Origin of the sequence: Pseudoramibacter porci, from assembly GCF_009696145.1 — a bacterium.
GTDB classification, from domain to species: Bacteria; Bacillota; Clostridia; order Eubacteriales; family Eubacteriaceae; genus Pseudoramibacter; species Pseudoramibacter porci.
In genome coordinates this window covers 22,123-36,416 of record NZ_VUMO01000001.1, presented here as the reverse complement: position 1 = coordinate 36,416, position 14,294 = coordinate 22,123, and the positions used below count along the sequence as shown (strand labels likewise).

25 protein-coding genes are annotated in these 14,294 nt (G+C 45.2%); 4 read left to right on the top strand and 21 right to left on the bottom strand.

The genetic code is table 11. From position 1 onward, the window contains the following. Positions 1-3 precede the first annotated feature (3 nt). Together FYJ52_RS00270 and FYJ52_RS00265 are read right to left on the bottom strand one after the other, a co-directional pair. A complete protein-coding gene (locus FYJ52_RS00270) occupies positions 4-1,245 on the bottom strand; it encodes a PBSX family phage terminase large subunit (RefSeq protein WP_235901443.1) in 1,242 nt (413 codons plus the stop codon). Then, positions 1,232-1,669, bottom strand: coding sequence for a helix-turn-helix domain-containing protein (locus FYJ52_RS00265; protein ID WP_154575264.1), 438 nt, complete (start codon positions 1,667-1,669; stop codon positions 1,232-1,234). Before FYJ52_RS00265 ends, FYJ52_RS00270 begins: the two co-directional genes overlap by 14 nt. Before the next feature lie 117 nt (positions 1,670-1,786). On the opposite strand from FYJ52_RS00265, the gene FYJ52_RS00260 reads away from it, so the two are divergent. Next, complete coding sequence (locus FYJ52_RS00260; RefSeq protein ID WP_154575263.1) at positions 1,787-1,924, top strand: hypothetical protein; 138 nt, start codon at positions 1,787-1,789, stop codon at positions 1,922-1,924. 215 nt (positions 1,925-2,139) lie between these two features. On the opposite strand, the gene FYJ52_RS00255 is transcribed toward FYJ52_RS00260, so the two are convergent. From FYJ52_RS00255 to FYJ52_RS00235, 5 genes are all read right to left on the bottom strand, one after another. Continuing rightward, positions 2,140-2,526, bottom strand: coding sequence for a DUF6883 domain-containing protein (locus FYJ52_RS00255; RefSeq protein ID WP_154575262.1), 387 nt, complete (start codon positions 2,524-2,526; stop codon positions 2,140-2,142). A gap of 18 nt (positions 2,527-2,544) precedes the next feature. Then, positions 2,545-2,967 (bottom strand): hypothetical protein, encoded by a 423-nt coding sequence (locus FYJ52_RS00250; RefSeq protein ID WP_154575261.1) that lies wholly within the window; start codon positions 2,965-2,967, stop codon positions 2,545-2,547. A gap of 133 nt (positions 2,968-3,100) precedes the next feature. After that, the gene (locus tag FYJ52_RS00245) at positions 3,101-3,502 is read right to left on the bottom strand and encodes a hypothetical protein (RefSeq protein ID WP_154575260.1); all 402 of its coding nucleotides are present in this window, start codon (positions 3,500-3,502) and stop codon (positions 3,101-3,103) included. Positions 3,503-3,510: 8 nt separating this feature from the next. Further along, on the bottom strand, positions 3,511-3,798 hold the full coding sequence (locus FYJ52_RS00240) for a hypothetical protein (RefSeq protein ID WP_154575259.1): 288 nt from the start codon (positions 3,796-3,798) through the stop codon (positions 3,511-3,513). Continuing rightward, positions 3,785-4,843, bottom strand: coding sequence for a DUF4417 domain-containing protein (locus FYJ52_RS00235; protein WP_154575258.1), 1,059 nt, complete (start codon positions 4,841-4,843; stop codon positions 3,785-3,787). The genes FYJ52_RS00240 and FYJ52_RS00235 overlap by 14 nt, the downstream gene beginning before the upstream one ends. Positions 4,844-5,262: 419 nt before the next feature. Between FYJ52_RS00235 and FYJ52_RS00230 the strand changes: the two genes are divergently transcribed. Then, positions 5,263-5,460, top strand: a complete 198-nt coding sequence (locus FYJ52_RS00230) for a hypothetical protein (protein ID WP_154575257.1) — start codon at positions 5,263-5,265, stop codon at positions 5,458-5,460. A 150-nt stretch (positions 5,461-5,610) separates the two neighbouring features. Here FYJ52_RS00230 and FYJ52_RS00225 read toward each other — a convergent pair whose 3' ends face one another. The 14 genes from FYJ52_RS00225 to FYJ52_RS00160 form a co-directional block, all read right to left on the bottom strand. After that, on the bottom strand, positions 5,611-5,847 hold the full coding sequence (locus FYJ52_RS00225; RefSeq protein ID WP_154575256.1) for a hypothetical protein: 237 nt from the start codon (positions 5,845-5,847) through the stop codon (positions 5,611-5,613). Further along, on the bottom strand, positions 5,840-6,466 hold the full coding sequence (locus tag FYJ52_RS00220; protein ID WP_154575255.1) for a hypothetical protein: 627 nt from the start codon (positions 6,464-6,466) through the stop codon (positions 5,840-5,842). Before FYJ52_RS00220 ends, FYJ52_RS00225 begins: the two co-directional genes overlap by 8 nt. Further along, complete coding sequence (locus FYJ52_RS00215; RefSeq protein WP_154575254.1) at positions 6,444-6,923, bottom strand: hypothetical protein; 480 nt, start codon at positions 6,921-6,923, stop codon at positions 6,444-6,446. Before FYJ52_RS00215 ends, FYJ52_RS00220 begins: the two co-directional genes overlap by 23 nt. Beyond that, complete coding sequence (locus FYJ52_RS00210) at positions 6,910-7,278, bottom strand: hypothetical protein (protein WP_154575253.1); 369 nt, start codon at positions 7,276-7,278, stop codon at positions 6,910-6,912. The genes FYJ52_RS00215 and FYJ52_RS00210 overlap by 14 nt, the downstream gene beginning before the upstream one ends. 100 nt (positions 7,279-7,378) lie before the next feature. Next, the gene (locus tag FYJ52_RS00205) at positions 7,379-7,660 is read right to left on the bottom strand and encodes a hypothetical protein (RefSeq protein WP_154575252.1); all 282 of its coding nucleotides are present in this window, start codon (positions 7,658-7,660) and stop codon (positions 7,379-7,381) included. Positions 7,661-8,018: 358 nt separating this feature from the next. After that, positions 8,019-8,165, bottom strand: a complete 147-nt coding sequence (locus FYJ52_RS00200; RefSeq protein ID WP_205960704.1) for a hypothetical protein — start codon at positions 8,163-8,165, stop codon at positions 8,019-8,021. 71 nt (positions 8,166-8,236) lie between these two features. Then, entirely contained in the window at positions 8,237-8,650 is a 414-nt protein-coding gene (locus FYJ52_RS00195) for a hypothetical protein (protein WP_154575250.1), read from the bottom strand. A 10-nt stretch (positions 8,651-8,660) separates the two neighbouring features. Next, positions 8,661-9,218, bottom strand: a complete 558-nt coding sequence (locus tag FYJ52_RS00190; protein WP_154575249.1) for a replicative helicase loader/inhibitor — start codon at positions 9,216-9,218, stop codon at positions 8,661-8,663. A 13-nt stretch (positions 9,219-9,231) separates the two neighbouring features. After that, positions 9,232-10,137, bottom strand: a complete 906-nt coding sequence (locus FYJ52_RS00185) for a DUF4373 domain-containing protein (RefSeq protein WP_154575248.1) — start codon at positions 10,135-10,137, stop codon at positions 9,232-9,234. A 12-nt stretch (positions 10,138-10,149) separates the two neighbouring features. Beyond that, positions 10,150-11,016: a recombinase RecT gene (locus FYJ52_RS00180; protein ID WP_154575247.1), complete on the bottom strand. Its 867-nt coding sequence runs from the start codon at positions 11,014-11,016 to the stop codon at positions 10,150-10,152. Positions 11,017-11,020: 4 nt separating this feature from the next. Continuing rightward, on the bottom strand, positions 11,021-11,983 hold the full coding sequence (locus tag FYJ52_RS00175; RefSeq protein ID WP_235901441.1) for a YqaJ viral recombinase family nuclease: 963 nt from the start codon (positions 11,981-11,983) through the stop codon (positions 11,021-11,023). Between the two features lie 218 nt (positions 11,984-12,201). Next, positions 12,202-12,375 carry a hypothetical protein gene (locus FYJ52_RS00170; RefSeq protein WP_154575246.1) on the bottom strand — a complete coding sequence of 58 codons (174 nt, stop codon included), beginning with the start codon at positions 12,373-12,375 and terminating at the stop codon, positions 12,202-12,204. Next, the gene (locus FYJ52_RS00165) at positions 12,372-12,671 is read right to left on the bottom strand and encodes a hypothetical protein (protein ID WP_154575245.1); all 300 of its coding nucleotides are present in this window, start codon (positions 12,669-12,671) and stop codon (positions 12,372-12,374) included. Before FYJ52_RS00165 ends, FYJ52_RS00170 begins: the two co-directional genes overlap by 4 nt. Positions 12,672-12,685: 14 nt before the next feature. Continuing rightward, on the bottom strand, positions 12,686-12,955 hold the full coding sequence (locus tag FYJ52_RS00160) for a hypothetical protein (RefSeq protein ID WP_154575244.1): 270 nt from the start codon (positions 12,953-12,955) through the stop codon (positions 12,686-12,688). A 53-nt stretch (positions 12,956-13,008) separates the two neighbouring features. Here FYJ52_RS00160 and FYJ52_RS00155 point away from each other — a divergent pair, with 53 nt between their 5' ends. Then, complete coding sequence (locus FYJ52_RS00155; RefSeq protein ID WP_154575243.1) at positions 13,009-13,695, top strand: hypothetical protein; 687 nt, start codon at positions 13,009-13,011, stop codon at positions 13,693-13,695. A gap of 204 nt (positions 13,696-13,899) precedes the next feature. Continuing rightward, entirely contained in the window at positions 13,900-14,262 is a 363-nt protein-coding gene (locus tag FYJ52_RS00150) for a DUF2513 domain-containing protein (protein WP_154575242.1), read from the top strand. The last annotated feature ends 32 nt before the right edge of the window (positions 14,263-14,294 follow it).

Below are 14,294 nucleotides of genomic sequence, written 5' to 3'. Positions count from 1 at the left end.
GGTCTATTGTCCTCGTCTGCTCCAATATTGCTCAAGTGCATAACGAACGGCATCAATGTGGTGATTATCCTTGTCGGGATAACCAGAAATAACGTCGCCGTTCCGATCTCGCTCATATTCATACTTAATAAATTCTTCTTTGGTGTGTGGGCATCTTATCGGATCGATGATGATTTTATTGAGAGATTGCAGCCATTTCATCCCATATGTGATGGAACCCGGCCCTTTTACCGCCGGGCGCATGTTCCACCCCCACGATCTGAAATCGGCTATGGTTTCCAACTCTTTATCTGCTGTGATCCGCTCATACTTGTTGACGCCGATTTTTTCGAGATTGGCTGCTACATCAGTTGAACGCATCTTATTCACGTGCAGCTCTTTGAAGATATAGAGCTCCCGCTTTGCGCTTGAGAAATACATTTCGTCAAAGGCGGTGGGGTCCGGATACCACCCCCAGTCAATGCCCTTGAAAATGCGGTCGAATCCTTTGATCTCATCGTCTGTAATCGCCTTGATTTCCACATTTTCAAACACGTTGCCACCGGTCCCAGTCGGAATGCCTAAGTATTCGTGCTTATATGCCCGTTCGTTTTTTTCTTTAAGAAATTCCGCATCGTCAATAAATTTTTGCCCAAGCCATTGCGCTGGTGTGGTGAGATAGGTGGAATGGTTGAGCATGCAGTCCGGTTTTGGCGTTTGCACGTATTGATTGGCCCAATTACTCATCGTGATGGGCGGGTTGAAGCTTTTAAAAGAATAAAAGGCATCTCCGCCTCTAAGTACAGACTGCTCAACATTTCGGACTTCTTCCGGCCCGGCGTATTGGTCCAATTCTTCAAAGTGCAAAATGCCGACATAGCCAAAGGGCACTTTAAGCGATTTTAATTTCTGTGGATCATCCAACCCTAAAAACATGATTTTCTGGCCGGTTTTCAGCCGCGTGAGCTCTGGCGGGGCTTTGGTGACTTTAAATTCTGATGTGAGACCAAGCTCGTCAATGGCCCACAAGTATTGATTAAATACCGAGGTTCTGATGGTGCTGCCGACTTTTCTTAAGATGACGGCGTGCAGGTTTTCATACTTTTTGATCAGCAGGACCACTTCGATTGAGATGAAAGATGATTTAGTCGAGCCTCTGCCGCCATAGAGTACATATTCCTGATGACCGTGTTTTTTGATGTCGCGGTGCATGTCGTAAAAGGCGGGGCTGATCATCTCGCTCAATCTCAACTTAGATATCGTCAACGATTTGCACCTCCTCATTATCATTTACTTGTACTAGAGCTTTATCCCGCCACCCCGCCTGGCTTTTGAGATAGAAGATGATGGCGGTCATGTTGGGCTCGATCCATCGCTTGGTGACCACTTTGTGCTTGGACGTGAGCTTGCCCTCGCCGTCTGCCCAGATTTCTTCGCGTTCTTCGTCAACGTAATGCCCTTTAAAGGTGTCGATCAGCGTGAAAACCGCTTCTGCTTCGTAAAAATCTTTGCCCTTTTTTAAGGCATTCAGAATCTTCACATTCTTCTTTTTCCAACTGTATAAAGTCGTGTTACTGATTCCAATAATCTCTTTTGCAATTTGGGCATCCGTCATGCCCTTGCGTTTACACTCTTTCAAAAGTGTCAAATGGGCTTCGTCTGTCCATTCTTTCATGATTGATTTGGCCATATTTCACCCATTTTTGAATACAAAAAAAGCACCCGCTTCCGAGTGCTTAAACTTCTCCTGTGCTACAATGATTTCATCACTATCTCCGTAGTGAAATCAAATGGAAAGGATAAGGTTATGAACCATACCGAACAACAGATTTGTGATTATCTCAAATCGCATGATGATGAAGTGTTAGATGTTGATTGTATGTCTTGCCTTGGAATATCCGCAGAGCGTTTTGATAAAGCAATTGATTCTTTAGAACATATTTGATCCTTAACACTGCCATCATTTTGCTCCTTCTCATTTGTTCCACTCCTCAAAAGTTTGAACAATTTCAATTTGGTTTTCTCCATAAAATTTCGGCATTTCATTTCTGCCCATTATTTCTACAAGATAACAATCATCTTTTAAACTGTCACTGACCCAGACTATGAAACCTATCTCTCCAGTTTCTTTTATTCTTACCTTATCATGAAGATGAAAAATCACTGTTTTGATCTGCCTTTCAGTTTTTTATTGTGGTACGCTGTCACAAGTCTTGGCGCCTTACTCCCCTTTGGAATAACCCATCCAGTTGCCACCATACGCTTTTTACTAATGCCTAAAAGCATGTTAACTTGAAAAACTTCATCGCCATTTATATTTTTCCCATAAGAAAGCGCTTTGTTCATTTTCAATTTTGCCAAAATATCTTTTTTCAACCGCTCTCTATTTTTCATATTATAGCCCAAGGTTTTAAAGAAATCAGCTTTATTTTTATCTCCATTAGGATTTAATAAATAATCTGTCATTTTATGCCTCGGGATAGTTGCTCTTTGGTAATTTTTCAACCGTTTGATAACCCGATAACTACTCGCACCGCGTCCACCCATAGATGATACTGCCTTTACTTATCTATTTCGGCCAATAAAATTTGCAACATCTCTTTGCAGCCTTCTTTGTGCTCTCTCATAAGTGGTTGAGGTAATATCTCGACTTGTGGCTTCTCCGTAACCATTAAGCTTTTTCTTCGGTGACTGATTTTTTTCTTCAGCTTGCCGTCTGAGTTCGGCACGTTTTTCCGTTAATTCTGCTCTTTTTTTCCTAAATGCACGTTGCTGATCTCCAAGTTTTAACCATTTCTGATAAGCATTTTCTTCCATTCGTAATTTAAAAGGGTTCCATGAAGCGCGATAAATCGCTCTTTGTTGTGCTTCCAATTTCTCTTCTCGTTTTTGCAACCGTTCGATTCGCGCAGTTAACTTTTCAATTGAAGATCCTGATCCGCCATTACTCCTACCTTTTTTTCCGGAGCTTGCTCCTCTTCCACCCATTTCAATTCCTCCTAATAAAAAAAGAGACGCATCGCTGCATCTCTTCCCCTCGTACCGGGATTTGGACCCGGACTTCACTTTCGTGCGTGCTCCCTGACTTGACACTATACTCGTTGGATTTCGGTTCGGCCGCTTATCCCTTTTCATCATTTTTCCATATTCTCAACACTTTGTCAAGTAACGCTTTATCGTTTTGCGTTAATGGGTCGTGTTTTTTCTCACTGTATTCTCGATGCAAATAGCCATGGTGCACATGCCACTTTCCTGTTCGATGATCCTTCTCAATAACTTTATTACGCTGATTATTTTTATCAAACATTGTAATTCTCAAAACATTTTTACCGGCAACAGTAACATAAACACGGCCTTTAGTCATGGTTTCCATCAACGTTTCTGACTGCCGATTATTTTTAGCAATGAATTTGATGTTACCTACTTGTAACGGCTTTTTATCTTTTTTCCGTATCGTGTTGTATTGAGAACCATATTTATTTCCTTTTTTTGATATCCCGCTACTCGCACCTCTTCCACCCATTGCTTTGCCTATTCTTTGTACTTTGCCTGATACACACCTTTATGAGCATATCTATCACCATTTGTAAATAACGACGACTTCCGGTCAGTATAAGTGACACCGTTCCAGTAACGTTTATGTATTTTCCCAAACAAATCTGTGTATTCCACAATCGCAGCTGATCTCTTTCGGCCTTCGTGGATAGCATTATTAAATTGTTTTGCATTACTTTTAAAGGCAGCTAATGCCCCCCCAGAATGTCTACGCCCTGAGCTGCTTCCGCGTCCTCCAAACAACTGTAAATCAATCTTTACCATTTTCAAATTTCCTCGCTTCGATGTGTTTCACGTTAATATCGCCGTAATTAAAATCAATCGGGGACCCGTAAATGAGTAAATTCTTCGGCTCAAGCCGTTTGATTGCCGCTTCCATGCCTTCGATCCAAATGGTTTTAGCTTCCTCGTCCCGAATTACGCCAACTGTTGAAGTCGCATAAGTGCTATGTTTCGGCAGCCCGTCGAAACAGAACTGATAAGTGTCTGGTTCAGCGTACATGAGTGTCGGGATCACTTTGATGCCCCGATCTTGTGCCATTTGCCCGAGCATCCGCGCTCGGTACACGTTCCAGATTTTCATTGCCATAGGCATATCCAGATAAAGGCTGTAATCCGGCGTCAACATACAGTCAAATCGTGATAGAATCTCAAAATATTTTTTGGGCTGACGCCATAAGCGTTCAAATTGGTAATCGTCGATGAAAAAATGAACGCCTTTTTCGTATTCGTCGCTCCCTGTGGCGTAATTGAAACCTAATAATTCGTCCGGCATATAATCAATCGGCGCTAAAGTTGGAATGTTAAAACGCCCATCTGTTCGATTCGGATCATAATCATTCAAGTTGTACTGATTGTATGTATTTTCCCGGGCGTCGCCATAATAGCCATCATCTTCGTCTTCTTGATCAATATCGCCTCCTGAATCTTTCAGGTCCAGATCAAAATGCATCTCATCAAATCCAAATTGTGACATATCCATATCGATGTCGTCCAACTCGATATCTAATTTCTCAAAATCCCATTTTGAGATCTCTGCCGATTTGTTGTCCGCCAATCGATACGCTTTCACTTGATCGTCGGTCAAATCTTTGGCGCAAATCACCGGGACTTGAGTCAACCCTAATCGTTGTGCAGCTTTAAACCTGGTGTGTCCTGCAATAATCACATTGTTTTTATCCACTACGATTGGAGAGCGGAAGCCAAAGCGCTTGATAGAATTGGCTACATATTCGACGGCTTCGTCGTTGATTCTCGGATTGTTTGCATAAGGTTTGACTTGGTAAATGTTCATATTTTCAATCTTCATGGTTATCCCTTTTCTTCCCATTTTCAGGCATGAAAAAAACACCGGTCTCCCGATGTTTTGCAATAATTGATTCGATTATTTTGTAATAAAAATACCCCCAGACCCTTTACAAATCGTTAGCGTTACGCTATAATATAATCATCCTAAAGGAAAGGAGGCATCGGCAATGAAAATTCATTTAAGCGAAGTCATTAGCCTGATAACAGCTGTGATCAACCTCATCGTCGCTATCTTTCAGGTTAATGACAAAGGCAAATAGCCGACGGGGGAAGCTCATCCCTTCCCCCGAATATCTTGCTTAAATTATAAATCATTGTCGAACAATATGCAACAATTAGCTCTTATTATCAGTATCGTCGCGCTTTGCATTTCAGTTTACAATCTCGTAAACGTACTTAAACGCAGAAAGGATGATTAACATGAAATCAAAGCCGATCCGGCTCTCCAAAAAGAAGAATGGGAAAGGCTACGTCACCAGTTACTCCGTGAATATCGGAACAGCTGAAGCGCGTGAATGCGGCCTTATCCCACCGAATGATGATGAACCTGTCGAGCTTGAAAAGATCATCGATTCAGAGCACCATCGCATTATCATTCAGCCTAAAGCCACGGATTAACCGTGGCTTTTTTATGTGTTTGCCATAAAAAATGGAGCCTGCCCGGCTCCATTGGGGGAGGTAAATTTAAGACAATGTTATCTGTAGTCGTTCCCCTATAAAAATTTTATCAGCATTTTTCAACTTGACTGTGGTGTTAACTGTGCTATTTTAATTTTTTTCATTCATTTCTGCCGACACATGCCGGATATAGTCATAAGACATGTCCAGTTCCTCCGCTACTTCCCGAAGGTTTAGGCCAATGATATCGTGTAAGACACGGATTTTAAAATTGAGATCATTGTTACTCATGACGATGGCATGAATTGTGTCCAAATGGTTATTCAAATCATTTTCATATTTGCGCAGATCCTTCAGATCACGATTGACGCGCATCAGCTCAGTCATCACGCTTTCCGCTTCCTGATGATGATCGGCTCGGATCGCATCGGCGTCCCCATAAGATTGCCCTTTCCCGTAGCTGTTTGGCCCGGCGCTGCCGATCAGCCTCTCGCGCTTCTTTGTCAGAAATTTCCGTCGATCCCGGATGTATGCCTGTTCCTCCCTGATCGTCCTGCTCGTCGCCATCGCTCCCCCTCTCTCCTTCTGAAATCGTCGGCGCATTGTCAATGTAATCTCTCAATCGATCAAATTCGATCGATCTGTGCCCAGCTGAATTTGTAAAGCTGTTGGCAAACTTTCCATCGAGATTCTGAAGCTTTTCCATCTCTTCCCAAAGTGCGTCCGCGTCAATGAGTCTCATGCTTTCTTCTCCTCTTCTTCTGTCAGTTAAAGGGCCTTTATCAGATTCATCATCGCCCTCCTTTGGTAGTTCTGGAATCAATAGCCAGTATTGAACATCATCGATGAAATACGGCCATTCACTTTCAAAACTATAAAATAATAGTGCCCTTGTTCTAGTGTCAGTCCTCAGCGTGCCTAAGACAATTCCGCCTTTTTCGTTTTTAAACAGGATAGGCTTATTTAATGGCGGCAGTTCTTCTTTAGTTTTTTTCCATTTCATCATCTCTATATCCCATGTAAGCTTTATGTGTGAAATAGCCAGTTGGTGGATTTTCAACCGGGAGCCAACATTCCACCTCATCAGCATTAAATTTCTTGAGCGTTCCTGCAATGTCATAACAGCCCAACGCAAAAAACGTCGGTTTTCTTTCATCCCAACTGCATGACAACACTTTTCTGTCAAAAAATCCAAATCTTGGGATCGGCTCTTCTCTCGCGCAAAAAGCAACATAACAATAATCAGGCGGGAGCGCGTCGCTTGTCTTTATCCATTGGGGCGCGGCCCTAACAATCGGCGCTGTAAGAGTTTTTAAAGTTGCCCTTTCCATTGCGTCGGCATAGCCAGAACAATAGTCTTCATAGATTTGAACTTCTTTATCACGTCTATCTGCAAAGTCGCTCGCTTTCCTCCATTCTTTATATAACTCGCGAATCAACTTGTCGCTATCAATCAACTTCATTTCCTGCCTCCCACTCACGATAAATCTTAAACCAGTCGTCGATCCGCATCGTCACCAATGTTTTACAATTGTTCTTCCGATGAAAAACAGCCGGCAGCTCTCCCGGCCTGGCATCCCGGACCGCCTGATCCATCGCGTTTTGCAGCTGCAGCCGATCCACGCGCTTCGCTTCGACGTGGATCCCGGGCAAACCGACGACGTCGGCGTCCCCGTTGGCGCCGCAGTACTGCTGCCCGCGGCGGGCGTCGTATCCTTCGGCGCGGAACTTCCGAGCCAGTTCGCGCTCATAGCGGGCGCCCTTCTGCCTAGAGTCTAAACTGCCGACAAACTCATCTCGATTAAAGCTTCTTTTCATCTCGCTTGTCCTTTTCACATTCGCATATGATCAGCGATACCGCCGCCGCGATCAGCGCCGGCAGCACAACAAAAAATAAAATAAAAATCATAATGTTCCCCTATGCGTGATGTACCATGTAATAGTACTTCCCGCCGAATTTTACACAATCATAGCCAATGCAATAATCTTCCATCTGACGAACCAACCAGTAAGCACCTGAGACCGGTTCTTCCCATTCTCCGCAATCTTTATCGAATTCGGTATAAGTTAGCGCCTGGTCACTGCAAAATCCGACGTCCCAATCCTCGGGCTCAAATCCTTTATCCCACAAGGCATCTTCGCTAAGCCCGGTCAGTTTGCATAAATCTTCTCGTGTGTCAAACATCTGTAAAGTAATCATTTTAATCTCCTCTCAACCGCCGTCAGTGCTGGGCGCTGCGCGAATCATAGATTTGCGAAAATGACACGAAATTATAAATAGAGGTTCTTATGTCCACTTTCTCCAGACATATTTATTCCCGCTGCTCTTTTGCCCAGCATTCATTTCCATCACAAACTAATATTGAATACTTAAAGCCGGATTCGCTCGCTCGCCCTATATTGCTAACTGTTCGGATTTTCCGAACAGTTGAAACTGACTCAATAATTGACGTAACCCATTCACTAACTTAAAAATTCCGAAATTAATTAATCTTCCCTCCTTTCTTGCTATAAGGCTAGCTCAGTGCCCAGCGCTGGCGGCGGTTGTCTTATTCATCTCAAGCCATCACTTTTCTTCTCATCTTCGGCCTGTAAGTGAGCACCGCCTCATCATCGTCAAAATGTTTGAAGTTTGCTGACGTTAAACGCATATCGAAGGCGTTGAGCGCCCCGCCTTCCTGTCTTGCTCGCTCATAGGTTTTCATCCAGATGCTCCCATCGTGTATGAACATCTCGTTGATCTCTAAATCCCTAAACTGTACCCAATTGTCCACAATTAATCCTCCTTATCCACATACATGTAATCAATATCCAATAGCTCAGAGATAAATGCTGGCAGCCGGTCAAAGTCAACTTCAAGAATGCCGCTCTTTCTATCAAAAATGCCGATATGGCCCTTTTGGCGGTTGATGTAGAACGTGAGTCCCTTGATCGTATCAGACTCGTAATAAATGCCATTTTCGGTCTTAAACGTCTTTGACGTTCTATGCGGCATCAATGGAATCTTGAGCCCGTTGATCAAAAGCTTGGGCCCAAGGCGCATGCGCTTTTGCTTGTCCATAAATTCCAAGACCTTCACGGCCTGGTCGATCGATTCCGCTGTATAAGGGTGTCGAGCCTTGATACCTCTTAAGTCACGGCTTACGGCTCTTAAGTTCGTGGCTTGGATCGGGTTCTCTTGCTTGCTCATGGTTCTCCTTTCACGTTGGCATCTTAAAATGATCGGCCATGCCTTCGATCAGCCGATCCGCGCGGCTGTTCTCTGCAATCACCGATTTCTCTGGCTTGTTCAGTGCCGGATAGTCTGGCGTCGTGTCTTCCTGCATGGCAGAGAAGAGCTTGAAGAAGCGCTCCTGATAATCGGCGAAATACCGGCCTGACATATCACACCCCGCTAAGGTCCTGAGCGTCTGCGGGTCTTTAACGTAAGCCTTAACCGGCGGAGAAAGCTTACGAAATTCTTTCTCTGCGTTAGTCAGGGAGTCCCTTAACGCCCTTTCAATCTCATGCCATCCATCTATCGCCGATAGTTTGGGCTGCTTGCCTTTAATAATCGTCTTAATCTCACCAACTGTTGGCGCGAAAGCGTGATCACCGTCGATGTAGTCGCCAACAGCTTCAAGGACGGTCTTAAAGTCCACATCTTTGAACCGCCACGCCCAGAGCGCCGTGATGTCTTTAGCGTCTCCGTTTGTATCGAAATTAGGATAAGCAGCCTTGATCATCTTCATGATCCGGCCTGTCTCTAACTTATTCATATCTCACCTCGTGCTAATCTATCGTAAAATGTTTCATGATCGGGCTGTTCCGGTTATTAAACTTACCCTCGATAATTTTCTGAAAGTTCCCATCTTTGAGGACCCAATCAAAATCAGCCTGCCATTTACCGCTCCGTCCGCTAAGGAAATCGGATGCACTAACCAGATCGAAAACAGCGATCACAGTCTTAGCACCTTCTGCTTTAACTCTGGCTCTCAGATTCTTTTTGCGGGTACTGCTCCACTTGTCTGCTTTTCTGATTGCTGCGATCCCTGTTGGTTCTGCGACGTGATGATTCCAGTAATCAGCATAGAGTTGATAATCGAAGTGCGGCGCGTCAGCGCCTGCAATGTCGGCTTTGTCCGACATATATATATTCTTTACTCTACTTTGCTTTACTTTACTTTCCTTTGCTTTAGGGATTGATTCTCCGGTAACTGACGTTTCCGGTTCGGAAACATGGGTTTTCTCCCCGGAAACCGAAAAAAAGTCGAGCTTAACCAGAGACCCTTTCGGAATCTCTTTTTCATCCAGCAAAAACAGGTCTTTGCGCATACGGATGTTGTCGCGTTTTGAGGCACTTTTAATAAAACGCTTTTGTATGCCTCTGGAGGTTAAAATCTGTTCCTGACTGAAAAGTGTGTAATCGAACAGTGACCGCGCAGCCGAGAATTCAATAACCTGCGACACCAACTCGGGTGAAGCGCCGCAACCGACAGTTTCCGCCATCATGAGGCAGTCGTCTTCATCCCAAGTCATATAATAGCCGTGGTTCTCATAGATTTCACAGAACACATGAATGAGAACCACTAAGCCTTTTGCACCAAACTTTGCCTTAACAAGCCTGGCTTTTTTATCCCGAAAGAACCCGCAATCAAGAGGAAAGTAATCAAGTCCTTCTTTTTGCGGTCTTGCCATTTACTTCAACCTTTACTTTAACCTTGCATCAATTACGGTCTGTTCGACCGTAGCTTCTTCCTGGCTGCTTTCAGCCGAGGAATCCTCTTCTTCCTCATCAACCATTTCATACTGTGTTTCATCCGGCAGATCAACCATATTGGCGTCCAGCGTCGTCTTGATCGTCTCATCGGCGCTGACTTCTTTGACGAACTCCGTGGACAGCGGCGCGTATTTCAGCACGCGCTTGAGTACGGTCTTCTTTGCCATTTCATCGAAGTTGGTCTGCCATGGACTGGTATACCCTTTCTTGTACGCCTGGGAGTATTTCCGGGCGAAGGCGTCCACTGCCGCCTTACTCATGACTTCAAAGCCAAAACCACCGTTGATCAGCGTGAAGACGGCGTAATAATACACAACCTCCCCGCGGTCGAGATCGGTCGAAGGGATGTGCTTCAGGTGCGGCTCCAGGCCGTACTCGTAGCTGAACTCGTCCGCCGCGTACACTTCCTTGGCGTAGATGCTTTTAAACTGCCCAGAGCGGTACGCCAGCGTGATTAACCCCTTGTAGCCGGTCTGATACTGGCACTCCAGTTTGCCGTGATTGCGGTATGGGATAAGGTACGCCTGACCCAATGGCGTGTTAGGCTCTAAGCCCAACTGTGCCGCTTGCATCATCGCCCCGCAAAAACTCGCCGGGGTACATTCTGCCAGCTTGGAATTGCTTGAAACTGCGGTCATCACCATTCGGGTGAACCGCTCCGGCGTGATCACCGAAGGCAGCGCCTTCTTGATCGCCGGTTCCATCACCTTGATCCAGTCCTTAATGCTTTGGGGCGCATGCCTTGCACCCTGTGCGCTCTGATTTGCCCTTTTTTCGAGGGCATCCTTTACAGCCATATGTTTAGACCTCCATTTCCTTAATCGTGAATCTGCGGGACGATTTGCCCGTTTTTCTGTACCGGTCGAACAACATGCCGTACAGTTTCGGGTGTTCCTTTTTGAGTTTTCCGGTGTCGAGGGTTTCCCTCGGCTTTGTGTTCTTCCAGGACACCTTCCAGCCGTCGCAGATGCCGGTTTCGTTATCCTGCATCTCCAGTTGAATCTGCTGCTTAATCGCTTCCTTCTCCTGTTTCAGTCGATCAGCCAGCGCGTCGATCTCGCGGATCCGCGCGAAGCTGTCCTTGAATTTTGATAGATCAGTCGGCGTTTCCTGGGCTTCGCCCTCAGGGTAGAGGGTCGCGATAAAATCGCCGCAGTCCTTAGAACCGTCTGCCGGCGGCATCACGTTCGGGACGATGTAATCATTCCAGAAGTCCTGCTCGATCTTGATCAGGGTCTGGATCTCGTCCTCATCCCGCTCGATCACCCGGGTTTCAATATGAGGCCAGATGAGTGCTCCCAGATACCAGCGCTTGGCGCCGGTCACAGCCATGTAGTGCAGGCACTGGATTTCATAGGACGGCGGAATCTCGCCGTTCTTCCACTGATCAGCTGCGAAAGGCGAAGCCGTCTTGATTTCCAGGCCTGCGTCCTCACCGGTGACCATGCGGTCCACATTGGCTAACATCCACGGATAATCTGGATTGACCAGGATCGCGTTGCGGCGGTGGCACTTCTTCCCGGTGGCCTCACACCACCGCCTGGCGACATAATCTTCCAGATCGCGGCCAATGCGCATGGCGTCGTTGTCAGGGCTGTCCTTCGTCCGCCCGGTTTTATCCGCCCAGACGGATACCGGTGAGCGGTAAGGATTCAGCCCGGCGATGGCTCCGGCGTCGCTGCCGCCGATGCCGATGAGCCGCGCTTTGAGCCATTCTTCCCGGGTCATGTCCCGGGTATCAATTGCGTTGATATTTTTTTTCATGTTTGCTGCTTTCTCTAAATAAAAATGCGTCAAGCCCATTTATATCGTTATCTATCGTTATCGTTGGACTTATACAAATGATCTGAAGTGTGTGTATTTAATGCTTATCATCAATTTTAAAGAAGGAGGATTTGGGCTTGACGCATCCCCTTGAAGGGGCTAAAATAGACTTGCTAAACGTTCTTGCCGCGGGCCTTACGGCCGCGGCTTTTTTCATGCTAATTTCTTTCATTCATGCTCCTTTCTGCCCATTGCCTAACCCAGATGTACCCACACGGGATCAGGATCATGGCCGCAACGATTCCGATCGGCGACCAGTCTGCAGCCGAAGCGCCGATTAACAGCGTCATAATGGCTGTAAAATCCATAAAGCGCAAAACTTTTCGTTTCATTTTGCGACCCCCATCGCATTGATAATGTCCTGCCCGTTGATATTCATCATGGATAAATAGAAGGGCAAGATCGCCGTCCGAACGCAGGCGTTTGCGCCTGCCGTTTTTCGGTAAGCAATCGCGAATGGAACCGCGCCCCGAAGTGCCGCGTTTCTGTACGATTCCGCATCCATTCCGCAGAACCGTGCGGCGTCCTCTGTCCGAATGTAATTGCGCTTGTCATTGGCTTCCACAAGCGATGTGAGTTCATCGATCCGCCTGGCGATGCTGTCTGGAAGATCAATCGTAACTTTCATGCCGTTCTCCTTCCTTACTGTTGTTTTGGATGTAATATCCGGTACTTATCAATCGCGCTCGTTAAAACCTCTTCAGTGTCGATCTGATCGAAAATTTCATCGATCATTTCGACCGCCATCGGTGCGATATCACTATCGATAGTGTTGGCTGCTGTGATAAAAGATTCATAAAGTTCATCAAATAGCAGCGACAGATCATTGTAATCCTCAATGTATTTTTCGCATCGTTCCCACGCCTTACCGGCGATCAAATTGTCGTATACAATATCTGTGAATTCGTTCATTCGCTCTCCTTTCTAGTCTGCTATAATGGATAAAAACCCAGGAGGTCTTTATTGTGAAGATTTTCATTACCCAGTATTTTCCTGTCATCCTTTCAACAATTGCGTTGATATTTTCCATCTTGTCTTTTTGGCGTACGAGCAAGCGTTATCGAGTATTCTTCAACGATCAGATCGATTATTATCTCGATAGTGCCGTTTACTGCAATGACACCAGCGGTCATTTTATTCCTGAATCTGCTGTCGGCTATGGCATTAACTTCAGTATTGATATTGTTAACACATCCCCTGTTGATATTGGCTATTTCGACCTCGTCGTAATAGATGCCGATACTCATGAGCTGCTTCCCTTGGTTACCAGAAGAAGCATGCCTCCCCGCTTTCGCGATATGATTTTCTATCGCGAAAATCAGACAAATCCGCTGCTTCCTTCTGTTCATCACATGCCGGAGGGAATAAGTGGCGTTCTTAAAGCGAATGCAGTCACGCAATGGGATTTATTCGTCCGTGCCGGCGAAGACACTCAGCACATTGCTGTTTCTTTTTGCGTCGCGATGAAAAAGCCCCCATTTGCAAGACGTAATCCGTATTGCCAGGATAATTTCAAATCCTTCCGTTCCGAATTCCGAGTCTGTAATGTTACCGGATGGGCTGAGTTAGCCAAGAAAACACGACCGATTCTTGGAACGTCTTATCAAGAAGCTGCTGATCGGGATAAAAACCATCTCGGCTTTCATTACTGATAGCTGTGGATCAAGGCGATAAAGCTGATGATTAAGCACGCCGTACAGTAAATCCATTTAAATATCTCGAATGTCATCCTTCCTCCTCATAATCATTAATTTTTACAGGCCGTCCTTTTGTCGGCCTATTTTTATGCGCCCCCACAATGCTATAATGTTGATATCATCAAAATGGGTGAAATCTTATAGAAGGGAGGTACTTATATGAAACTTAATAACGATTGCGTTCGCGATATTCTGCTATGCATTGAAGGTCTTTCATTTGGTCAAACTCTCGAAATACCGGATTTGTTGAACGCTTATCCTCAATATTCCGAAGATGAATTGACTTATACCTGCTTAAAGCTTTCGGAAGCTAATCTTATTGAATGCCAAATTTACACGTACATTAATATGAGCGTCCCAGGTATTAGTCGAATAATGGATTTGACAAGTGAAGGCCACCAATTTATAAATAAAATTCGCGACAAAACAGTATGGGCCAAGATTAAGTCAAAATTGCCTGAAGCCGTAATTAATTCAATTCCGGCGTTGATTCAAGCGATTAATTCATTGGCAATGAAATAAGTCTTTAATCATCATCCGCATAACCCAAGCCA

Coding starts and splice junctions, on each gene's coding strand:
- FYJ52_RS00265 (WP_154575264.1), bottom strand. CDS start 1,669: ATGGCCAAATCAATCATGAAAGAATGGACAGACGAAGCCCATTTGACA.
- FYJ52_RS00260 (WP_154575263.1), top strand. CDS start 1,787: ATGAACCATACCGAACAACAGATTTGTGATTATCTCAAATCGCATGAT.
- FYJ52_RS00255 (WP_154575262.1), bottom strand. CDS start 2,526: ATGGGTGGACGCGGTGCGAGTAGTTATCGGGTTATCAAACGGTTGAAA.
- FYJ52_RS00250 (WP_154575261.1), bottom strand. CDS start 2,967: ATGGGTGGAAGAGGAGCAAGCTCCGGAAAAAAAGGTAGGAGTAATGGC.
- FYJ52_RS00245 (WP_154575260.1), bottom strand. CDS start 3,502: ATGGGTGGAAGAGGTGCGAGTAGCGGGATATCAAAAAAAGGAAATAAA.
- FYJ52_RS00240 (WP_154575259.1), bottom strand. CDS start 3,798: ATGGTAAAGATTGATTTACAGTTGTTTGGAGGACGCGGAAGCAGCTCA.
- FYJ52_RS00235 (WP_154575258.1), bottom strand. CDS start 4,843: ATGAAGATTGAAAATATGAACATTTACCAAGTCAAACCTTATGCAAAC.
- FYJ52_RS00230 (WP_154575257.1), top strand. CDS start 5,263: ATGAAATCAAAGCCGATCCGGCTCTCCAAAAAGAAGAATGGGAAAGGC.
- FYJ52_RS00225 (WP_154575256.1), bottom strand. CDS start 5,847: ATGACTGAGCTGATGCGCGTCAATCGTGATCTGAAGGATCTGCGCAAA.
- FYJ52_RS00220 (WP_154575255.1), bottom strand. CDS start 6,466: ATGATGAAATGGAAAAAAACTAAAGAAGAACTGCCGCCATTAAATAAG.
- FYJ52_RS00215 (WP_154575254.1), bottom strand. CDS start 6,923: ATGAAGTTGATTGATAGCGACAAGTTGATTCGCGAGTTATATAAAGAA.
- FYJ52_RS00210 (WP_154575253.1), bottom strand. CDS start 7,278: ATGAAAAGAAGCTTTAATCGAGATGAGTTTGTCGGCAGTTTAGACTCT.
- FYJ52_RS00205 (WP_154575252.1), bottom strand. CDS start 7,660: ATGATTACTTTACAGATGTTTGACACACGAGAAGATTTATGCAAACTG.
- FYJ52_RS00200 (WP_205960704.1), bottom strand. CDS start 8,165: ATGAAAACCTATGAGCGAGCAAGACAGGAAGGCGGGGCGCTCAACGCC.
- FYJ52_RS00195 (WP_154575250.1), bottom strand. CDS start 8,650: ATGAGCAAGCAAGAGAACCCGATCCAAGCCACGAACTTAAGAGCCGTA.
- FYJ52_RS00190 (WP_154575249.1), bottom strand. CDS start 9,218: ATGAATAAGTTAGAGACAGGCCGGATCATGAAGATGATCAAGGCTGCT.
- FYJ52_RS00185 (WP_154575248.1), bottom strand. CDS start 10,137: ATGGCAAGACCGCAAAAAGAAGGACTTGATTACTTTCCTCTTGATTGC.
- FYJ52_RS00180 (WP_154575247.1), bottom strand. CDS start 11,016: ATGGCTGTAAAGGATGCCCTCGAAAAAAGGGCAAATCAGAGCGCACAG.
- FYJ52_RS00175 (WP_235901441.1), bottom strand. CDS start 11,983: ATGAAAAAAAATATCAACGCAATTGATACCCGGGACATGACCCGGGAA.
- FYJ52_RS00170 (WP_154575246.1), bottom strand. CDS start 12,375: ATGAAACGAAAAGTTTTGCGCTTTATGGATTTTACAGCCATTATGACG.
- FYJ52_RS00165 (WP_154575245.1), bottom strand. CDS start 12,671: ATGAAAGTTACGATTGATCTTCCAGACAGCATCGCCAGGCGGATCGAT.
- FYJ52_RS00160 (WP_154575244.1), bottom strand. CDS start 12,955: ATGAACGAATTCACAGATATTGTATACGACAATTTGATCGCCGGTAAG.
- FYJ52_RS00150 (WP_154575242.1), top strand. CDS start 13,900: ATGAAACTTAATAACGATTGCGTTCGCGATATTCTGCTATGCATTGAA.